The sequence below is a fragment of the Acinetobacter sp. TY2 genome, assembly GCF_046269225.1.
GTDB lineage: Bacteria > Pseudomonadota > Gammaproteobacteria > Pseudomonadales > Moraxellaceae > Acinetobacter.
In genome coordinates this window covers 1-19,994 of record NZ_JBJZOR010000034.1, presented here as the reverse complement: position 1 = coordinate 19,994, position 19,994 = coordinate 1, and the positions used below count along the sequence as shown (strand labels likewise).

Genomic DNA, 19,994 nt, shown 5'->3' with positions numbered 1-19,994 from the left:
ATACTTTGACGAGATAAGAGTGATACATTTTTTAGATTACTCCCTGCAACTCAATCGATGGAATTGACTCTATGGAATTGCGCCACCTTCGATATTTCATCACTGTAGCTGAAGAACTTAATTTCAGTAAAGCAGCCCTCAAACTTTTTACCGCACAGCCCTCTTTGAGTCAGCAAATTAAAGATTTAGAAGAAGATGTTGGTGTTAGACTACTCAACCGAACTAAGCGTAAAGTCGAGCTCACCGAAGAAGGTGCTGTCTTTCTTGAGCAAGCTCGCTTAACAATGGCTCAAGCAGATAAAGCGATCGCAATGGCACGTCAAGTGTCTAAAGCCAAACAAAAGATGTTGCGAATCGGTTTTGTACCTGTTGCAGAGATGAAAGTCTTTCCTTATGTATTACCGAATTTACGGGTGCAAAATCCTGACCTTAAAATTGAATTGCTCAGCCTCAATAATGTTGAGCAAATGCGTGCCATTAAAAAGGGCGAGTTGGATATTACGTTTACCCGACATAATTTCCATAGCGATGAAATTGAAAGTAAATTTGTACTTCGTGAGCCATTAATTTTCATTTTGCCTAAAGACCATCCTTTGGCAAAATATGAGCGTATTCCTGTTACAGCCCTCAATGGTATTGACTTTATTATTCCTGCAAAAGAGCAATCAAGTACTTTACATGATGTTATTTTAGATTTTGCAAAAGCGCATAGTATTGAGTTTAATATTGTACAAAGAGCTGACAATATTTTATTTAATATCAATTCAATTGGCATGGGTCTTGGTTGTACAATTCTGCCTGGTTATATCGCTCCACTGACCATGAACAATACTGTTATTCGTTCACTTGATGTTGAGTTACCCTATTTAGATCTCTATGCAAGTTATCGTAAAGATCGAAATTCTGTAGCAGTCGATAAATTTATTGAACTACTTACTCGTGTATTTTATTTAGATATCAACCGAACAGAAGGCTAGAATTTTATACAATTTTCTCAACACTCCATCCCCCATTATTTATTTTATAAATAATGAATACAAACAAGTGAGTACTTATTCACACTTTATAATTTTAATTCTAGTTGAATAATTCATCACTGATGAACTTAATTTATAAATTGAGTTCTTTTTAAACAGAAAAATCACACTTATAATCGAAATAGAATGTCTTTCTTACTACAACTTAAGTCTAATGATTTGAGCAGAACCTAATTTGATTATTTGTAATTAAATATAACCATTAAAAATGAGGTCATGTCTCTTATGACAATACATGCGCTTCATCATTTTAAAGTAGCTATACAATCACGTCCCTATTTTTTTATTAGTTTTCCGTTGATTGCTATTTTATATTGCATCATCAACATAAGTACAAATTGGCAATGGTCAACTATACTTTTAATCAGTTGGAATATTGCAGTGGTGGTTTATCTCATACTCACCATGAAAGTCTTGTGGAGCGCAAATCATGCACATATTTTAAAACGTGCTCAGCAACAAGATGCCAGTAAGTGGTTGATTATTTTTCTCGTTATTTTATCACTACTCATGTGTTTTATTGCGATTGTGATTGAATTGGTACATTTACCCGATATTGCCATCATTAAGATAGGACATCTTGTACTCGCAATTTCCACAATCATCTGTGCATGGTTATTTATGCATACTATTTTTGCCATTCACTATGCACATGACTTTTATTTAGCTGTTGCCAAACATCAAGATGGCGGATTAGATTTCCCTAAAACACCTGAACCAACATATCCTGACTTTATCTATTTTAGCTATGTTTGTGGAACTTCCGCACAAACTGCCGATGTCAATATCACTTCACGCTCCATGCGAATTTTAAACACGCTCCATATCCTTTTGGCATATGGATTTAACACTACAATTTTAGCGATTTGCATTAATGTCGCTGCGAGTTTTATTTGAGTGAAGTGTAATGCTTGCCTATCCTACCAATCAGTTAAAGCCTTAAAATTCCTCTCAAACTCCCTTTTAAATCCTCCCCAGCCCTCCTTTTTCAAAGGAGGGTGTTTCTTTCCACTAAATCGGATAAAGTTTGAGAAAAGTTCCCCTCTTTTTCAAAGAGGGGTTAGGGGAGATTTACATGGTTTGTAGAATCATTTTACTTAACTGATCAGCATTAGGACTCAGGGGGGATTAATCAAACCAATAAAAAAGGACAGCTTTCGCCATCCTTCTTTTACTACAACATCTATAAAGTATTAAAAATACTTATACACCACGTGCAGTTAAATAATCTTTAATCACAGTATTAAACTCTTCGGCTTTCTCAACCTGAGACCAATGACCACACTGACTGAAAATGTGTGCATCGGCATGTGGCACAGTATTTAAAATATCCCACGAACGAGACACTGGAATCACCACATCTTGTACGCCATGAATTAAAAGTACAGGCACTGTAATGTCTTTCATTTTGTCAAAATCAAGCGGGAACTCGAAACGATCACGATCACGTGCGCCTACAACATCCATCAAACGATTCGATGCATAGTCATTTTCAGCAGAAGCAAAACGTACTTTAACTAATTCATCAGTGATTAAAGATTTATCTACAACGAACATAGATAAAGTCTTTTTAATCCCATCTACAGTTAACTCAGGATTTGCATGTGCTTTCAATGCCGCAGTTTGTTTCGCACCGCCTGTACCCATAGACACGATACCCAAAACACGGTCTGGATAATCAAGTGCAAATTGGAAAGCCAACCAACCACCTAAAGAATTGCCTACAATCCATGTTTTTTCGATACCCAAAGCATCTAAAGTACGTACAGCATGATCAACCCAAGCACGGATACCATAAGCAGTATTGGGTGCAACAACAGTTTGACCATAACCAATGGTGTCAATAGCGATACAGCGTGCATGCTCACCAATTTGTGGCAAGTTCAACCACCAGTTTGCCGCCGCAGAAACACCAGTGCCTGAACCATGTAAAAATAGGATTGGTGTACCTTCACCCACTTCATGATAGTGCGTCAATTCACCTTCAGCAGTTTCAATCCATTTATCCTCTAAACCAAAGAATGCATCAGTCTTATATTCTGGGATTTGCACAGTACTCATACCTATTCCTTTTACAGCTTAATCTATGGGATGAATCTATTGAAATACATTTTGATAGATTCAAATTGCCTATTGAACAGCATAAATATACCTGTGAATGACAAGCAAATTGATACTTAATAACGATGAGAAACTACAAAATAACGATTATTTAAATTATTGTTTTATTTAAATTTTTAAAATAAAAACGTGCTGAATACTCAACACGTTGTTTATTCATCACAGACCTATTCGTTTAGAAGCGATAGCTATATGTTGTTGCTACTCGATTTTCTTGCAAATCTACAAAGCCTGGCACATTTGCATAGTTCACATTAATATACATCCACTGAAAACCTAAGCCTTTCAACTTCCCTTCAGGAACAACATAATTCACGATTAAGTTGTCTTCCTGTTCTTTGCCTCGTGTGCCATTATTATTTTGAATATTACTGCCATCATAATGACGTGCTGTCACAGTCAGTCCTTTTACAACAGTATCTTTAAAGTCATAGGTATAACCCAAACTCCAAGAACGCTCATCCTTACGAATAAAGCTGGCTACAGACCAGTTCACCAAATAAGGCTGTGGCACCCAACCTGACAATGTTGGGAACATCGCATTTACATTACCCGTATCGCCAAAAATTTGCTGATAACCCACATCAATCGTATGGTTGTCATATGTCCAAGCACCTTTTAACGACAGCGCTTGGTTATCAATCTCACCATAAATTGCATCGCCTGAATTTTGATTATCAAAATAACGAATGTGTGTGGCTATTTTATTATGCCCATCCAACTTTTTATTGAATGCAAAACCTAAATAGTTTTGACGGTAAATATTGTCTACATCGGCGTAGAAATAGCTCGCTATCAGCTCAGGCGTAATTTGATAATCAACACCTGCTATAAGCATACTTTCGCTATCACCTACACGAACCTTACCTTTATCAGTATTCAGTTCATTTGGCCAAAGCCCAAAATCATGCACTTGGTTTTCATAACGTGCATTGATACCATCTAAATACCCCAAGGTGACTTTGGTATTTTTAAGGTCTTTAGACTCTAACCAAGCACCTTCAAAAGTCGTGAGCAATTGACGAGATGGGTCAAAATGCACTACAGGTGATACAGGTAAAATCTCACCGACTTTCAATTCAGTTTGGCTAATCTTCGCTTTTAGCGTTGCGCCTACTTTTAAGTTATCACGAGCTTGCTCTTTGCTATTATAATCGTAAGGCATCACGTAATCATTATCGCCACGATCTCCGCTCAGGCGTAATGCATACTGTGCCAAAACATCAACACCAACGTTTACTGAACCAATCTTGGCATAACCTGATTTTGCATCAAGTGTTATTCCTTGCGACCAACTGCCAAAATCTTGTGGTTTAGTAGGATCAGGTTGGTCTAATTGGCGGTCTAAATAGAAGTTGCGTAATTTAAGTTGTACTTGACTGTCGTCAACAAAATCTGCGTAAGTCGCAGTTGTCCCTAAAAAAACTGTTACAGCACTCATTACTATCCATAGTGTTTGACGACGCATGACTAAATTTTCCAATCATCAGTTTAAGTGATGTATACATCATGCTGAACTCACTCAATTGAAAAAATCAGACTAGAGTATTAATATTTTCCCCCAATACAACCCAGTATTTATTGTTGTATAAATGCTTATACTTTTTAGCACTAAGTGTTTTTTACACTTCGATCAGAAATCACAGGTAATTTTCTGTTTTATAGATTATTTTTATAATTTAAATCATAAATATCACATAAAAATATTAGATTAATCGCTTTTAAGTTTAAGCGATTATTTTCATTTTTTATGCACAGCATTAAATTGATATAATTCAAATATCAGATCATCGCTTTATAATATATATCTAAGATTTTCAGCCTTTAAAAATAGATAAAAATTGTCCCATTAGATGTGTTTTATCTGCCTAATTTTTCAAATATATAAGTTGTCTTAAACCATTTTTTTGTGAATTGAAACATCATCAATATCTAATTATTCATTACCTTTTTTTAAAAAAAATATTTTAGCGCATAAGAATTCCAGCATTTTAGTGAAGTTCTGATTTCTTGTATCTTTAGCAAATACTTCACATAGATATTAATATACTTTTAAAGTTTTTGAATTTAAGAAAAAGAACCCTTACCCTTCTCATCGTTTAAAATGCAAAGGAAATAAGGTTATGAAAGGAATTCAAACACTATTTTTAACACTACCACTTATTGGTATGAGTCAAGTCAGTTCAGCAGATTGGATTAAAGACTCTGCTACTCAAGTTGAAGCCCAGACTATTCAACTCCGCCATCAAATTCATCAATATCCTGAACTTGGTAATATGGAATTCAAAACCTCTAAGCTTGTGCAAAAAGAGCTTAAATCGTATGGGATTGAAGTCAAAACTGGATTCGCTAAAACTGGTGTGATTGGTATTTTAAAAGGTGCATTACCTGGCCCTGTCATGGCACTTCGTGCAGATATGGATGCATTACCTGTACAGGAAAAAACTGGACTAAGTTTTGCGAGTAAAGAAAAAGCGCTTTACCAAGGAAAGCAAGAACCTGTGATGCATGCCTGCGGTCATGACACGCATACAGCAATGTTACTCAGTGCTGCTAAAGTTCTAGCTGAAAATAAAGAGAAACTTGCGGGTACTGTTGTTTTTGTTTTCCAACCTGCTGAAGAAGGCGCAGCAGACATCGATAATTTTACCCAAGGTGACCAAATTGGTTCTCGTAAAATGATTGCCGATGGTGCATTTAAACAGAACAAACCTGAAGTTATTTTCGGAATGCATGTGATTTCTGGTATGCCAACTGGCAATCTTTTTTATAAAAGTGGTGCGATTTTAAATAGTGCAGATGAATTCCGTATTAAATTAACAGGGCAACAAGTTCATGCATCTATGCCATGGGCAGGTACAGATCCAATCGTGGCATCGGCTCAAGTGATTAATAACCTACAAACGCTGATCAGTCGCCATTCAAACTTAACTAAAGGTATGGGCGTTGTCAGTGTAGGTAAAATTGCAGGTGGGACAGTAAGCAATGTTATTCCCGAAGAAGTATCGATGGCAGGGACTATCCGTACTAATCATGAAGACATCCGCCAGAATATATTGAAAAAACTCCCAGAAATGGTGAAATCTACTGCTCTTGCGAATAATGTCACAGCAAATGTTGAAATTTCATCTTATGCGCCTGTCACCAGTAACAATAAAACATTAACCGAACTCATAGCGCCAGCACTTGAAATGGTGGTCGGCAAATCTCAATTACATCTTATGGATAACAATGCTAGCCCAAGCGAGGACTTTGCCTATTATGGGACATTAATGCCATCTCTATTTGTTTTCCTTGGTGCAACGCCTGACAACCAAGATATGGCAAAAGCGGCACCAAATCACAGCTCTGAATTCATTGTTGATGATGCAACTTTAAAAACTGGCGTAGAAACGCATGTTCGTTTCGTAATGAACTATCCTGCAATTGCTCAACAAGTACAAAGCGCATGGAAAGTGCCACAACATTGAGCCGATAAAACCCCTCTTGTTTCAAATTTAATCTAATCATTTCGTACAGCCTCAATACATCATTTTTTGTATTGAGTGCTTGTACTCTGCCTGCATTTTTGCAGCAGTCATTAATACCTCCATCTTAAACAAGGACTTATTAAGATGAATAATTTTTTTACCCTTCTTGCACTTTCTGCACTCATCGGTATAGGTTCTGCACACGCAGGAACGATCAATATAGGTGACTCAAAAACGGATATCGGTAGTCTAAATATTGGCGGTGCTGTTCGTGGTGCTTATGTTTACAAAGATTTTGCTGATGATATGAGCGAAGGTTCGACCAATGGACAATTCAAATTCCTCGATATTAAACTGATGCTAAATTATGAAAATCCCAATTGGCTTGCCTCTTTCGAAGCTCGTTGCTACCAATATGATCGTTTATGTGATGCAGTCTTTATCCGTGATGCTTGGTTAGGCTATAAACTCAATGAACATAGCCGTATTTCAGCAGGTCAACAAGATGTTGAGTTCGGTTTTGGTCGATACTGGGGTAACACCAACTATGGCTCACTGTTCTCATCAATGGGTTTTGAAGGCGTAGAAAACGTCGGTATTAAATATAACTTAAATCAAAATGACTACGCATTTACACTTGGTTTTTATCCTAAAGATGGTGGTAATTTTAAAGGTGTAAGTAAAGACTCAAGCCGATATGGCGTGAGTTATGTCGAAGCTGATGATATTGAAAACGGGACACATATTGAAGAAGAAAATATCTGGGCAACACGCTTTGCTAAAACATTTAAAATTGATGCAGAAAAGAACTTTAAAACTGAAGTTGGTGCATCATATTTACACTCTGACCTAGACAATCGAATCAGTGGTGAAACAGGCAAACGAGACTCTTGGAATGCTTTTGCCACAACGGATTATCAAAACTGGCAGTGGTTGATTATCGCAGGAAAGCAAAAAGTAGACAATGCAGATGCATTGCGTCCAAATGATTCGACATTAGGTGCTCGCGATTTTTCTTATCAAGTTGCCAATGATGGCAAATTTATGTTGAACGAAATCAATTACTCGATCAAACAACCTTTTGAAAATGTTCCTGAAATTAAACCTTATCTCTCTTATGGCAAATACTATAAAGATCAGCAAGGATATCTTGATTCAGAGCGACTCAATGCCGGTGTGTATTTCTTCTATAAAGATATTGGTGTTCAAGCAGAATATATCATTAGTAAAAATGACCCTGCTGTTGGTGGCAGTAGCACTTCACTCGCTCAAGGTGACAATCAAGACACCAATAAAATGTTTGCCTTTTCAATTGGGTATTTTTTCTAAAATCTGATTTTTAATATTCTATTTGTCTAATCCATAAAAATAAGTACAGGATAAATTTCCTGTACTTATTTCATTAATCCGACTTAAGCATGCGCTTCTTTGGCTTTAGACATAGTCAATGCTAAATCTTCAATCATATCTTCCTGACCACCCACCGTACCACGACGCCCTAACTCCATCAAAATATCACGTGCAGATACACCATATTTTGCTTCAGCGCGTTTTGCAAACAATAAGAAAGATGAATAAACACCCGCATAGCCTAACGTTGCTGCATCTCGGTCTGCACGAATTGGATTGTGCATCATTGGAATAACAAGGTCTTCTGCAATGTCTTGTACTTTAAACAAGTCGATGCCAGTTTCCATTTGCATACGGTTAGCAACAGCGACAAACAATTCAAGCGGTGTATTGCCTGCGCCTGCGCCAAGACCAGCAGATGCCAAGTCAATACGTATTGCACCTGCATTTACAGCTGCAACAGAATTTGCCACACCCATACCTAAATTATGATGACCATGGAAACCAATTTCTATATTTGAATCTAAACTTTGACGTAAAGTATCAATACGATCTGTGACATCATTTGGCAACATATAACCAGCAGAATCCGTTACATAAATACAGTTTGCTCCATAAGATACCATCTTTTTCGCTTCTTCTAGAAGATGCTCAGGAGATGCCATATGCGCCATCATCAAAAAGCCTACAGTATCCATACCCAACTTACGAGCAGCAGTAATATGCTGTTCTGAACAATCTGCTTCTGTTGAATGTGTAGCCACACGAATGGTAGAAACACCAATTTCATGCGCCATATGCAAATGATCAACCGTACCAATTCCAGGAAGTAACAATGCAGTGACTTTGGCATTTTTCATCAACGGCACAACAGCAGATAAATACTCTTCGTCCGTTGCAGCAGCAAAACCGTAATTTACTGAATTTCCACCAAGACCATCACCATGTGTCACTTCAATCAGTGGGACTCCAGCATCATCAAGTGCAGTTGAAATGGCAATCATTTGCTCAATAGAGGTTTGATGACGCTGCGGATGCATACCGTCACGCAGTGTCATATCATTAATAATAATTTTAGACATAGTATTCATCCTTAAGCTTCAGTGGTTTGATTCGCAATGAGACGTTCAGCAAACATTTCAGCAGTACGTGCAGCAGCTGCCGTCATAATGTCCAAGTTCCCTGCATATTTAGGTAAATAATCACCCAAACCTTCTACTTCTAAGAAGATTGAAACGCGGTTACCATCAAATATAGGACCATTTACAAGTTTATAACCTGGAACATATTTTTGAACGTCCTTAATCATGGCATGCACAGATTCAGTAATTGCAGCCTGATCAGGCTCACCTTCAACTAAGCAATGTACGGTGTCACGCATCATGAGTGGGGGCTCAGCAGGGTTAATGATAATGATCGCTTTACCTGCTTTCGCACCGCCAACCTGCTCAATTGCACCCGCCGTGGTACGAGTAAATTCATCAATATTTTTACGTGTCCCTGGTCCAACAGATTTTGTCGATACAGTGGCAATAATTTCGCCATAGTTCACAGACTGAACACGTGAAATAGCAGCAACCATTGGAATTGTTGCTTGACCACCACATGTCACCATATTCACATTCGGTACTTCGCCTGCTTCAAGCAAGGCTTCAAGATTGACTGGAGGTACACAAAATGGACCGATTGCAGCAGGTGTTAAGTCGATCATCAACACGCCAAGTTCATTTAACTTACGACTGTTTTCAGCATGCACATAGGCAGATGTTGCATCAAAAGCAATTTTGATTTCATCTTCTAGAACGTGAGGAAGTAACCCATCAACACCATCACTTGTGGTTTTAATACCCATTTTTTCAGCACGAGCCAAACCTTCCGATGTTGGATCAATACCCACCATCCATACTGGCTCCAACCATTCACTGCGTTGTAATTTATAAAGTAAATCTGTACCGATATTACCTGGACCAATCAAGGCACATTTAATTTTTTTCATGAACGATATCTCTTCAAAATAGCGTGATCAGACAGCACTCAAAAACTCTTACTTTTCTTTTTAATTGAAAATGTAGTCAGTTTTAATGAATTCATACTGTCGATGTAAAATCTTATTCCGCAGCGAATGCCGCAGTTACTGAACCAAAACCTTCAATTTCAACAAGGAATTCATCACCGGCATTGGCAACAACCATTGGCCCAAGCGCACCTGTTAAAATGATGTCACCTGCAAGTAATGGACGACCACGGCGTACCATCTCATCGGCAAGCCATACAGCAGCATTGAGTGGATTTGATAAACATGCTTTACCGATACCTTGAGAAACCACTTCCCCACGACAAGTCATAGTCATTTTGCAATTTACAAGGTCAAGATCTTCAAGTTTCACAGGACGTGAACCCAAAACATAAGCTGCAGAAGATGCGTTATCTGCAACGGTATCAATCAATGAAATTTTCCAATTTTCAATACGGCTATCGACTACTTCTACAGCAGGCAATGCATATTCAGTTGCACTGATAATATCTGCGTAAGTGTGTTTTTCTTGCGTTAAATCTTTATTGATAACCAAAGCAATTTCAGCTTCAACTTTTGGCTGAATCAGTAATCCTGTCGGAATCGCTTCGCCATCGCCATACGACATGTCAGCAAATAACATACCAAAATCAGGAGAGTCCACACCCAATTGCTTTTGTACCGCAACTGACGTTAAACCAATTTTACGACCCACTAAACGACGACCTTCAGCTAACGCACGTTGTGTATTTACTTCTTGCACAGCATAAGCAATATCCACATCTGCACTTTCACGACCCAATTGTGGGCGCACAGGTGCAATCGCATTTTTTGACAATTCAGCTTCTCTTAAAGCCAAAGCAACCACTTCAACACTTGTTTCAACAACAGCAGAATTCGACATCATGTTTCCTTAAACTGCAAAATGGGTCAGTCACGTTTTAGAGGGCTGAATTTCTACATATAACATGTGAAATTTGACGTAAATATGGTGCAGATCATCTATGCAGTTTACCCACATCTAACCACTTCATATTTTAAAACGTGTACTTTTATAAACAGTTTAAGCATCGAGAAATTGCTGTTTTTGTGCCAATACTTATTTTATTTATGACAATAGTTAGAACCTATAAATCTTGTCTACCGTTTAGACTGAAACAAACATGCTTTAAAAATCAATAACAAAAGTAATTTAAGTATTCAATATTCATTATTTATCCTTTTTGAAAAAAATAGCATCTACGACTAAATGCTAATAAGGTGAATTTTAAAACATCCTCAATCTGTAAAAACTCACATAGCATTTGATTGATGACGAATATAAATAACACCGAAAAATATGCAAAAAAAAGCCGTATTTAAAAGTTAAAACTTTCCAATACGGCACTGATTCATTCAAAATATATTTTATTTTAAATACACATAAAATCGGAAACTTAGATTGCCTCTTTCATGCGTATTTGTGCATTTAAAAATTGATGTAAAGTAGCGACATCAGCTACAACGGCTAATGGATGAAATGACTGTAAAACTGCGGGCGTATGCACGCCATAATTCACACCCACACGAGGCATCGCAATATTCTGAGCCATTTCTAAATCATAAGAAGTATCACCAACCATAATCGCATGTTCAGCTTTTACACCTGTAAATTGTAAAATTTCAGCTAACATCAGCGGATCAGGTTTTGACTTGGTTTCACTTGCAGCACGAGTAATTTCAAATAAATCCTGACTTTGTGTTTGCGTTAAAACACGATCAAGACCACGGCGGCTTTTACCGGTTGCGACTGCCAATTTTACATTTTGACTTTTTAAGTCCTGCAACATTTCAGCTACACCATCAAACCAACGATCATCTGTAGAATTTACAACATAATGATCGCCATAACATTTTAGAATATCAGCATGTAGCTCAGGCACTTGAGGAAATAAAACTTGCGCCACCTCAGGTAAACCTAAACCTATGATACTTTTAGCATCTGCTTCTGTCAGTGGTTGATCAAACTGTTTTGCAGCAAACATTAAGCTCGCCACAATTTGTCCAACTGAGTCAAATAGTGTTCCATCCCAGTCAAAAATAATCAGTTCCACAGGTTTTTGCATGATGACTCCAATATTTGATTCAACTGATAATCTTCTCTTTGATCTAAGAGCATTTCCCTCTTTAAAAAAAAGAGGGATTAAGAGAGATTTAAAATAATAATGACACAGTGACTCATTTAAATTTTTCATTCATCCAAATTTGTCGGTGTTTCTTTGTCTTTTTTCTGCGCACGGAGCTGAGCGATTAGACTTTGCATATCTTCAGGCATCGGTGCTTCAATCACAGGATAACCTGGAATTTCTAAACGCATTGCATGTAGACATAAACGGCGTGCTTTTGGTCCACGATATTCTGTTTCATGACCATATTTATCATCACCAATAAGTGGATGACCAATGCTCAAGCCATGTACACGAATTTGATGGGTACGACCTGAAAGTGGTGATGCATACACAAGTGTTGCATGCATAAAACGTTCTTGTACATTCCACTGTGTTTTCGACTCTTTACCTTCTGTCGATACACGTACACGGCGTTCGCCATTTGATAATTCATAACGATGCAATGGTTGATCAATCAATTGACGATCTAAACTCACCTGACCTTTAGTAATCGCTGCATAGGTTTTTTTAATTTTATGTTCACGTAAAAAATCTTGTAGCGTTTTCAAAGTACTACGCTTTTTAGAAATCATGACCAAACCAGATGTATCACGGTCAATACGATGAATCAGCTCTAAATACTTTTTACCTGTTGCCGCACGTAAGCCTTCAATTAGACCATACGCCACGCCACTACCGCCATGTACGGCAATACCTGAAGGTTTATTGACAACTAATAAACCTTCATCTTCATACACGACACGAGTAAGCAAACTTTGTGCAACTTTATCAGATACAGGTGCAGCATCTTCTTTCTGTTCAAAGAAAATTGGTGCAACACGAATTTGATCGCCAATTGCAAGTTTGCTTTCAGCTTTAACACGTTTCTTATTGACCCGTACTTGTCCTTCACGAATTAAGCGATAAATGCGGCTTTTTGGCACACCCTTAAGGCGAGAAAATAAGAAATTATCAATCCGTTGACCTTCTTGATACTCGTCAACTTCAAACCAAGTTACATTTTGCCATTCTTGCGTAGAATTCATACAGTTAGGAGATCCAATAAAAAACGAAATTTTGATTAAAAACTGATCATTTAGACTATACTTTTCATACAAAATAAGCCTCTAGCCCATAGGCAGATGATTCAAGGTTTGCTATAGTCAGCGCACGGATACCACCGTAAGTGAAATTTAGTGTGATCTTTTTCAAAAAATGAGAATGTCGCACACAGTATAAAATTCACGACAGATACGGAAAGGTCCCAAAAGAATATGCCGACGCCGAAGGCTTTATTATATCGGCAAAAAGACAAACTGTTGCGTTTAATTGTATTTAAAGTACAAAAATCAGTTTGTTTAAAAATATATGTCGCCAAACTGGTCATAGTCCAGCGATTGGTTTTAAACATAAACTGAAACACATCAGACAAGTTGCTTTCTTTAGAGTGTTATTCAGGACATAAGTGATTGAGGCATTGGAACTGCACATTTTGTAAAGATACGATGATAATTCCGTATCAAGACGCTCTCCAAATAGAGACGCTCTTCGAGCAATGTGACAGTGGAAAGACGACTACATTCAGTCATCCAATGCACCACTTCAAGTACCAGTGAAAAACTCAAAACTTTAATTGTGCAAAGATTAAAGAAGTAACGCAGCATCAAGCAAGATAGATCGGTATCAAAACCAACTTAAGTATCTAAAAATACAACAAGTTGGTTGTAACCTTAAATCATCAAGGATGTTTCTATGATTTAAGTGTTGATCCACCCAAATTGTAGATGTTCGCTTCACTTAAAATAGCGATTTGTCGGTGTGAATCACTACACTATTAGGTGTTACACCCATGAAACGTATGCTGATCAATGCAACACATGCCGAAGAAGTTCGCGTTGCACTCGTTACTGGTCACCGTCTATATGATTTCGATTTAGAAAATCGTACGCGTGAACAAAAGAAAGCCAATATTTACAAAGGTCATGTGACTCGCGTTGAACCCTCGCTTGAAGCTGTATTCGTAGAATATGGCGCAGGTCGTCAGGGCTTCCTATCGATGCGTGAAATTGCCAATACTTACTACAAAGCCGATCCTCGCCAAACAAGCAACATTCGTGAACTCATCACGGAAGGTACAGAGCTGTTGGTTCAAGTTGAAAAAGAAGAACGTGGTAATAAAGGCGCTGCACTTTCAACTTATATTTCACTTGCTGGTCGTTATTTGGTTCTTATGCCAAACAACCCGAAAGGTGGCGGTATTAGTCGTCAAATTTCAGGTTCTGTACGTGAAGAATTGAAAAATATGCTTGCATCGCTCAATACACCTCGTGGTATGAGCGTGATTGTACGTACTGCAGGTATTGGTCGCAGCCAAGAAGAATTGCAATTAGATTTGCAACACTTACTTGATCTGTGGGCACAAATTCAAAATACGGCAACATCAGGTCCATCGCCAATGTTGGTTCATCAAGAAGCGGGCGTGGTAACACGTGCAATTCGTGATTATTTACGTGATGATGTTGCTGAAATCCTAATTGATAATGAACAAGCATTTGGTGAAGCGTATAACTTCGTTAAAGCGGTTATGCCAAATCAGTTAGACAAGTTAAAAACATATACATTAAACGAACCATTATTTGCACATTTCGGTATTGAAAGCCAAATTCAGACAGCCTACGAGCGTGAAGTTAAACTTCCTGCTGGTGGTTCGATTGTGATTGATCAAACTGAAGCATTGGTTTCAATTGATATTAACTCTGCAAAATCAACTCGTGGTCATGATGTTGAAGAAACAGCATTAAACACGAACCTTGAAGCAGCCGAAGAAATTGCGCGTCAATTACGTTTACGTGATATTGGCGGTCTTGTGGTGATCGACTTTATTGATATGACCAAAGAGCGCAACCAACGTATGGTTGAAGCCAAACTTCGTGAAGCAACACAAAGTGACCGCGCTCGTATCCAATTCGGACAATTGTCTCGTTTTGGCTTAATGGAAATGAGTCGTCAACGCCTACGCCCTTCTCTTGAAGAGGCAACGGGTTATGTATGCCCTCGTTGTCATGGCACGGGTATGGTTCGTGACTTACGTTCTTTATCTTTATCCATTATGCGTAAGGTCGAAGAGATTGCATTACGTGAACGTCACGGTGAAGTTCAAATTCAAGTCCCTGTTGAAATTGCTGCATTCTTATTGAATGAAAAGCGTCACAGCCTTGTTTATTTAGAACAAACTTCGGGTGTACGTGTCACTGTATTGCCACATCCACATTTAGAAACGCCACATTACGAAATTTCATATAATCCTGAAGGCTTTGCACCAACAAGCTATGAGCGTACTGAAGCAACACGCTTAAGTGAAAAAGAGCTGGGTTATGAGTCATCTGAGTGGCACTTAGAAGAAGAGCATGTTCATACAGCAGCTCCTGTTCAAAGCAATAACAATAAATCACAAAGAAAACCGACTGCACAGCAACCCGTTCAACAACAAAATGCTCAGCAATCACAACAACGTGTTCAACAACAGCGTCAGCAAAATGTTCAAGCACAAGCAGAAGTTGCATCATCAAGCCCATGTGCTTGGTTAGAAAATTTGTTTGTACAAAAACAAGCGCGCACTGTAGATCAGTCACGTACGGCAAACAATGCAGCAGCAGCAATTGAGCAAATGATCAATGGCGGTGCTGTGAGCCGTGGTCAGTTTGGTCAGGTCAATACCAACACAACCGTCAATACACCTGTTGCAACTCCTGCTGTTGTAGAGACTGCTCCTGTTGCTGAAACCAATGCTTATTTGTCTCCTGCTCGTGCACAAGACAATCAGCAACATCACTACACTGAAAAATCTTATGAAAAATCAGTAGAACGTGATGACAAACCTCAGCGTAACAACAAAAAACGCAACAATCCAAATCACAAACAAAAAGAAGTTCGTGAGCAAGCACCTGAACAACATCATCAGGTGATTGAGGAAGTTGTACAAACACCTCGTCAGGAACAGCGTCACGAGCAACGCCAAGAACCACGTGAACAACAAAAGCGTCCAAACCCAAAATCACGTCATGAGCGTCAGCAACAAGATCGTGAACAACAGTTTGATGCTCCTGTTGAACAACAATCTGTTCCGCGCCGTGACCGTAACAATCAACAACGTCCAAACCGACCAAACCGTCACCGTGACCCAAATGTCTTCAATGAAGATCAGCAAAGTCAAAGTAATGCCCCTGTTGCACAAGCAGTAGAAAAAGTTGCACCACAACTAGCGCAGGTAAAAGTCGACCTTGTTGATGCACCACGTCATGACAACATGAAAACTGCAATGGTCGTTAATGTTGATAATGAACGTAGTGAAATTGTTGCATTAGCACCACAGCACGTTAAAGTAGCAGCGCAAGTCCAAGCTCAACCTATCGTAACGGCTGAAGTTGTTGCAACCGTTGCTGAAGTTATCGTTGAAGCAGAAGTACCACGTACACCTGCAACAACTAAACAAGAGAAATCACGTTCTACAGACATTCGTGCGAGCAATGATCCACGTCAACGTCGTCGTCAGCAACGTGAAGTCGCAAAAACCAAAGCTGCTGCACCAAAGTTAAACCCTTCACAAGTTCCAACTTTAGGTCAGTACACGATTGGTAGCTTAATCCGCCATGTTTATGGTAACGATTGTGCCGTTCTGATTGAACAGTTTGGTTTAATTCCAACATTTAACCGTGCTTTGCTTAAATTCACAGAAGAGTTTGCAGCAAACTTAACGGCTGAAACTGTTGAAGTCGAAGTAGAGAAAAAGCCTGTTACTCGTGATGCTGTTGTGACTCAAGTCAAAGTTGAGGCAGAACCTGCACCTATGCTTGATCTAACACCGCCAAAAGCTGTGTCTGATACACGTGTAGCAAATGATCCTCGTGAACGTCGTCGTTTAGCAAAACAAGCAGCTGAGCAAGCACACGAACAAGCAAAGCATGCTCACATTGAAGAAGTGGCTCAACCAAGCGTTGAAGTAACCGAAACAGTAGCTGAAGATGTTGTTATTGCTGATGCTCCTGTAACAGAAACTGCCCAAGCTGAAACTGTTCAAGCAGAAGAATCTACCGTGAAAGCAATCATAGATACTGCTCCTACTGAAGAAGAAACTGTTACGATTGATTCAGCCGTTACACCGACTGAATCAACTGGAATTGCTCTAACTGAATCGATTACTAAGCAAGCCGTCAGTACAGATGAAGCACAAACAGACACATCTAGCGAAACAACAGATAAGGTGGATGATGAAAAACCTGTTCGCCCACGTCGCCCACGTGGTCGTCCACCAAAGAAAACACCAGTCGCGGAGTGATTGATCTTTAGATCAATTGCACAAATGCGATAAAATAAAAAAAACCAGTCATTCCGATGACTGGTTTTTTTTGTTATTTTAAGGATATTTTTAACCTTTTTATTAAATTAGGTTGATTGCACTAGTTTTTAACCTATAAAAAGACAGATGTATAAAAGCGCAAATATTTTGCTTCAAATCGGCATGATTGGATTACGAAAAATAACAGGATTTCTATGAGCCAGACACCACAAAATGACTTAATCAGCATCTCTGATGTTGTTTCACATCTACCAAAATTTCTCCACAAAGTACCTCATTTACTTACAGGTTTGTCACAAGCTTATATTCGCACTGCAAAAACGCCCACAGGTTTAGGATTGGCATTTGAACGTGCAGTTAAACGTAATCCTTACGGTGATGCATTACTCTTTGAAGAGCAGCGCTATAGCTACCAAGACTTAAATGGTTGGGCAAACCAAATTGCACACTATTACCTATCTATTGGGTTAAATAAAGGTGATGTTGTCACTGTCATTATTGAAAACCGTGCCGAACTTATTGCAACGGTCATTGCTCTTGCTAAAATTGGGGTAACTTCTGCGCTTGTGAATACATCACAAATAGGCAAAGTTTTGTCACATAGCATCAACCTTGTTAATCCTGTGGCCCTTATTATCGGTGATGAATGCCGTGAAGCTGTTGATGAAATTCGTCAAGATTTAAACATTCCTCCTAATCGTTTTTATTGGTTTGCAGATCAACCCACACAACAAGACAAAGGTACAGCACCTAACGGCTTCCAAAATCTTGCTGAAATTGTGGATCAATTTCCAAAATTTAATGTACCGACAACACATAAAGTCCAAGGTTCAGATGGTTTATTCTACATTTACACATCAGGTACAACAGGCTTACCAAAAGCCGTAATCTTTACCAACAGTCGTTGGACACTCGCTTACGGCACGTATGGTCACATTCTCAACTTAAAAGAAGATGATGTAATGTACTGCACTCTACCGCTTTATCATGCTACAGGTATGGTGGTGTGTTGGTGTGGTGTGATTGCAGGGAGTTCAGCACTTGCAATTCGCCGTAAGTACTCCACTTCACAGTTTTGGCCCGATGTTAAAAAATATAATGCTTCTGCAATTGGTTATGTCGGTGAGCTATGCCGTTATCTGATGGATGCACCTATTTCAGAACTTGATCATTCACATCGTGTAACCAAAATGATTGGTAATGGTATGCGTCCAAACATTTGGAGCAAATTTAAAGAGCGTTTTGGTGTAGAGGAAATTTTAGAACTTTATGCATCAAGTGAAGGTAATGTCGGTTTTAGTAATATCTTTAACTTTGACAATACCGTGGGCTTTTCTCCAACACCGTATGCCATTATTCAATTCGATAAAGAAAAAAATGAAGCCATTCATGATGCAAAAGGCTTTTGTAAAAAAGTCAGCAAAGGTGAAGTCGGTTTATTGATTGGTAAAATTACCAGTCGCTCTCCTTTCGATGGTTACACCGATCCTGAAAAAAACAAATCTGTAATTATGAAAGATGTCTTTAAAAAAGGAGATTCGTACTTTATTACGGGTGACTTAGTCCGTGATATTGGTTTCCGTCATGCACAATTTGTCGATCGATTAGGCGATACTTTCCGTTGGAAAGGTGAGAATGTTTCAACTACAGAAGTCGAAAATATTGTCAGTGAATATCCTAAAATTGCAGAAGCAGTCGTTTATGGTGTCGAAATTCCTGAAACCAATGGTCGTGCAGGCATGGCAGCCATTACCCTACTTGATGGCATGACACTCTGCGAGCAAGATTTAACTGACATGGTTCAAGAATTCAAAAAAAATCTTCCTGCTTATGCTGTCCCTGTGTTTTTACGTATACAACAAACCGTTGAAACCACTGGTACATTCAAATATCAAAAAAACAAGCTGAAAGATCAAGGCTATGATTTAAATCAAACTTCGGACCAACTACTTGTGCTATTGCCTTCAGCCACAGCATATACCGACCTGACTACTGAAATCCAAGCCAATATTGCAGCTTACAAGTATCGTTTCTAACCCAATAGCGCTTATTTTTTGAGTAAAAAAACAAAAGTTGTTGTATTTATAAGCAAACACCAACAACTTTTGAATTTTTTACTTGCGCTCAATGGAGATCTTGCTACAATACGCTCCATCAAATGCAGTGGTGCTAGAACAAAATTCTTGCACTAAACATTAAGATTTCATCTAAATGTTTGCTCAGGGTCGTTAGCTCAGCTGGTAGAGCAGCGGACTTTTAATCCGTTGGTCCCGCGTTCGAATCGCGGACGACCCACCATCATCTTTCCAGATTTTCCTGAAAAGTAATTAGATATATCTAAAAAGATATCATCTAATTTTTGTAAGAATTGCATTTCGCTAGTCTTACAAGAAATTTAGAATTTCATTCTAAAATTCACTCAGGGTCGTTAGCTCAGCTGGTAGAGCAGCGGACTTTTAATCCGTTGGTCCCGCGTTCGAATCGCGGACGACCCACCAT

The 19,994-nt window shown here is 38.6% G+C and carries 13 protein-coding genes and 2 tRNA genes; 8 read left to right on the top strand and 7 right to left on the bottom strand.

Going from position 1 to position 19,994, the window contains the following annotated elements; translation table 11 throughout:
• The first annotated feature begins 71 nt into the window (after positions 1 to 71).
• Positions 72 to 977: a DNA-binding transcriptional regulator HcaR gene (gene hcaR, locus ACK1JC_RS15605; protein ID WP_409512790.1), complete on the top strand. Its 906-nt coding sequence runs from the start codon at positions 72 to 74 to the stop codon at positions 975 to 977.
• A gap of 285 nt (positions 978 to 1,262) precedes the next feature.
• Entirely contained in the window at positions 1,263 to 1,934 is a 672-nt protein-coding gene (locus ACK1JC_RS15600) for a DUF1345 domain-containing protein (protein ID WP_409512789.1), read from the top strand.
• A gap of 306 nt (positions 1,935 to 2,240) precedes the next feature.
• On the opposite strand, the gene ACK1JC_RS15595 is transcribed toward ACK1JC_RS15600, so the two are convergent.
• A complete protein-coding gene (locus ACK1JC_RS15595; RefSeq protein WP_409512788.1) occupies positions 2,241 to 3,098 on the bottom strand; it encodes an alpha/beta fold hydrolase in 858 nt (285 codons plus the stop codon).
• Between the two features lie 235 nt (positions 3,099 to 3,333).
• Entirely contained in the window at positions 3,334 to 4,626 is a 1,293-nt protein-coding gene (locus tag ACK1JC_RS15590; protein ID WP_409512787.1) for an OprD family outer membrane porin, read from the bottom strand.
• Positions 4,627 to 5,281: 655 nt separating this feature from the next.
• Here ACK1JC_RS15590 and ACK1JC_RS15585 point away from each other — a divergent pair.
• Together ACK1JC_RS15585 and ACK1JC_RS15580 are read left to right on the top strand one after the other, a co-directional pair.
• Positions 5,282 to 6,628: an amidohydrolase gene (locus ACK1JC_RS15585; RefSeq protein WP_409512786.1), complete on the top strand. Its 1,347-nt coding sequence runs from the start codon at positions 5,282 to 5,284 to the stop codon at positions 6,626 to 6,628.
• Between the two features lie 144 nt (positions 6,629 to 6,772).
• Positions 6,773 to 7,957 carry a porin gene (locus ACK1JC_RS15580; protein ID WP_409512785.1) on the top strand — a complete coding sequence of 395 codons (1,185 nt, stop codon included), beginning with the start codon at positions 6,773 to 6,775 and terminating at the stop codon, positions 7,955 to 7,957.
• Positions 7,958 to 8,040: 83 nt separating this feature from the next.
• Here the strand turns inward: ACK1JC_RS15580 and dmpG are convergent, their stop codons facing one another.
• The 5 genes from dmpG to ACK1JC_RS15555 form a co-directional block, all read right to left on the bottom strand.
• The gene (dmpG, locus tag ACK1JC_RS15575) at positions 8,041 to 9,060 is read right to left on the bottom strand and encodes a 4-hydroxy-2-oxovalerate aldolase (protein ID WP_409512784.1); all 1,020 of its coding nucleotides are present in this window, start codon (positions 9,058 to 9,060) and stop codon (positions 8,041 to 8,043) included.
• A gap of 11 nt (positions 9,061 to 9,071) precedes the next feature.
• Positions 9,072 to 9,974 (bottom strand): acetaldehyde dehydrogenase (acetylating), encoded by a 903-nt coding sequence (locus ACK1JC_RS15570; RefSeq protein ID WP_409512783.1) that lies wholly within the window; start codon positions 9,972 to 9,974, stop codon positions 9,072 to 9,074.
• 112 nt (positions 9,975 to 10,086) lie between these two features.
• Positions 10,087 to 10,896 carry a 2-keto-4-pentenoate hydratase gene (gene mhpD / locus ACK1JC_RS15565; protein ID WP_409512782.1) on the bottom strand — a complete coding sequence of 270 codons (810 nt, stop codon included), beginning with the start codon at positions 10,894 to 10,896 and terminating at the stop codon, positions 10,087 to 10,089.
• A gap of 532 nt (positions 10,897 to 11,428) precedes the next feature.
• On the bottom strand, positions 11,429 to 12,097 hold the full coding sequence (locus tag ACK1JC_RS15560; RefSeq protein ID WP_409512781.1) for an HAD-IA family hydrolase: 669 nt from the start codon (positions 12,095 to 12,097) through the stop codon (positions 11,429 to 11,431).
• 125 nt (positions 12,098 to 12,222) lie between these two features.
• Positions 12,223 to 13,185 (bottom strand): RluA family pseudouridine synthase, encoded by a 963-nt coding sequence (locus tag ACK1JC_RS15555; RefSeq protein ID WP_409512780.1) that lies wholly within the window; start codon positions 13,183 to 13,185, stop codon positions 12,223 to 12,225.
• Positions 13,186 to 13,988: 803 nt separating this feature from the next.
• Between ACK1JC_RS15555 and ACK1JC_RS15550 the strand changes: the two genes are divergently transcribed.
• The 4 genes from ACK1JC_RS15550 to ACK1JC_RS15535 all read left to right on the top strand — a co-directional run bounded on the left by ACK1JC_RS15550 (position 13,989) and on the right by ACK1JC_RS15535 (position 19,993).
• Positions 13,989 to 17,474 (top strand): Rne/Rng family ribonuclease, encoded by a 3,486-nt coding sequence (locus tag ACK1JC_RS15550; protein WP_409512779.1) that lies wholly within the window; start codon positions 13,989 to 13,991, stop codon positions 17,472 to 17,474.
• Between the two features lie 215 nt (positions 17,475 to 17,689).
• The gene (locus ACK1JC_RS15545) at positions 17,690 to 19,531 is read left to right on the top strand and encodes a long-chain-acyl-CoA synthetase (protein ID WP_409512778.1); all 1,842 of its coding nucleotides are present in this window, start codon (positions 17,690 to 17,692) and stop codon (positions 19,529 to 19,531) included.
• Between the two features lie 186 nt (positions 19,532 to 19,717).
• Positions 19,718 to 19,793 (top strand) — tRNA-Lys (locus tag ACK1JC_RS15540).
• A gap of 124 nt (positions 19,794 to 19,917) precedes the next feature.
• Positions 19,918 to 19,993: transfer RNA gene (locus ACK1JC_RS15535), tRNA-Lys, on the top strand.
• Position 19,994 lies beyond the last annotated feature (1 nt).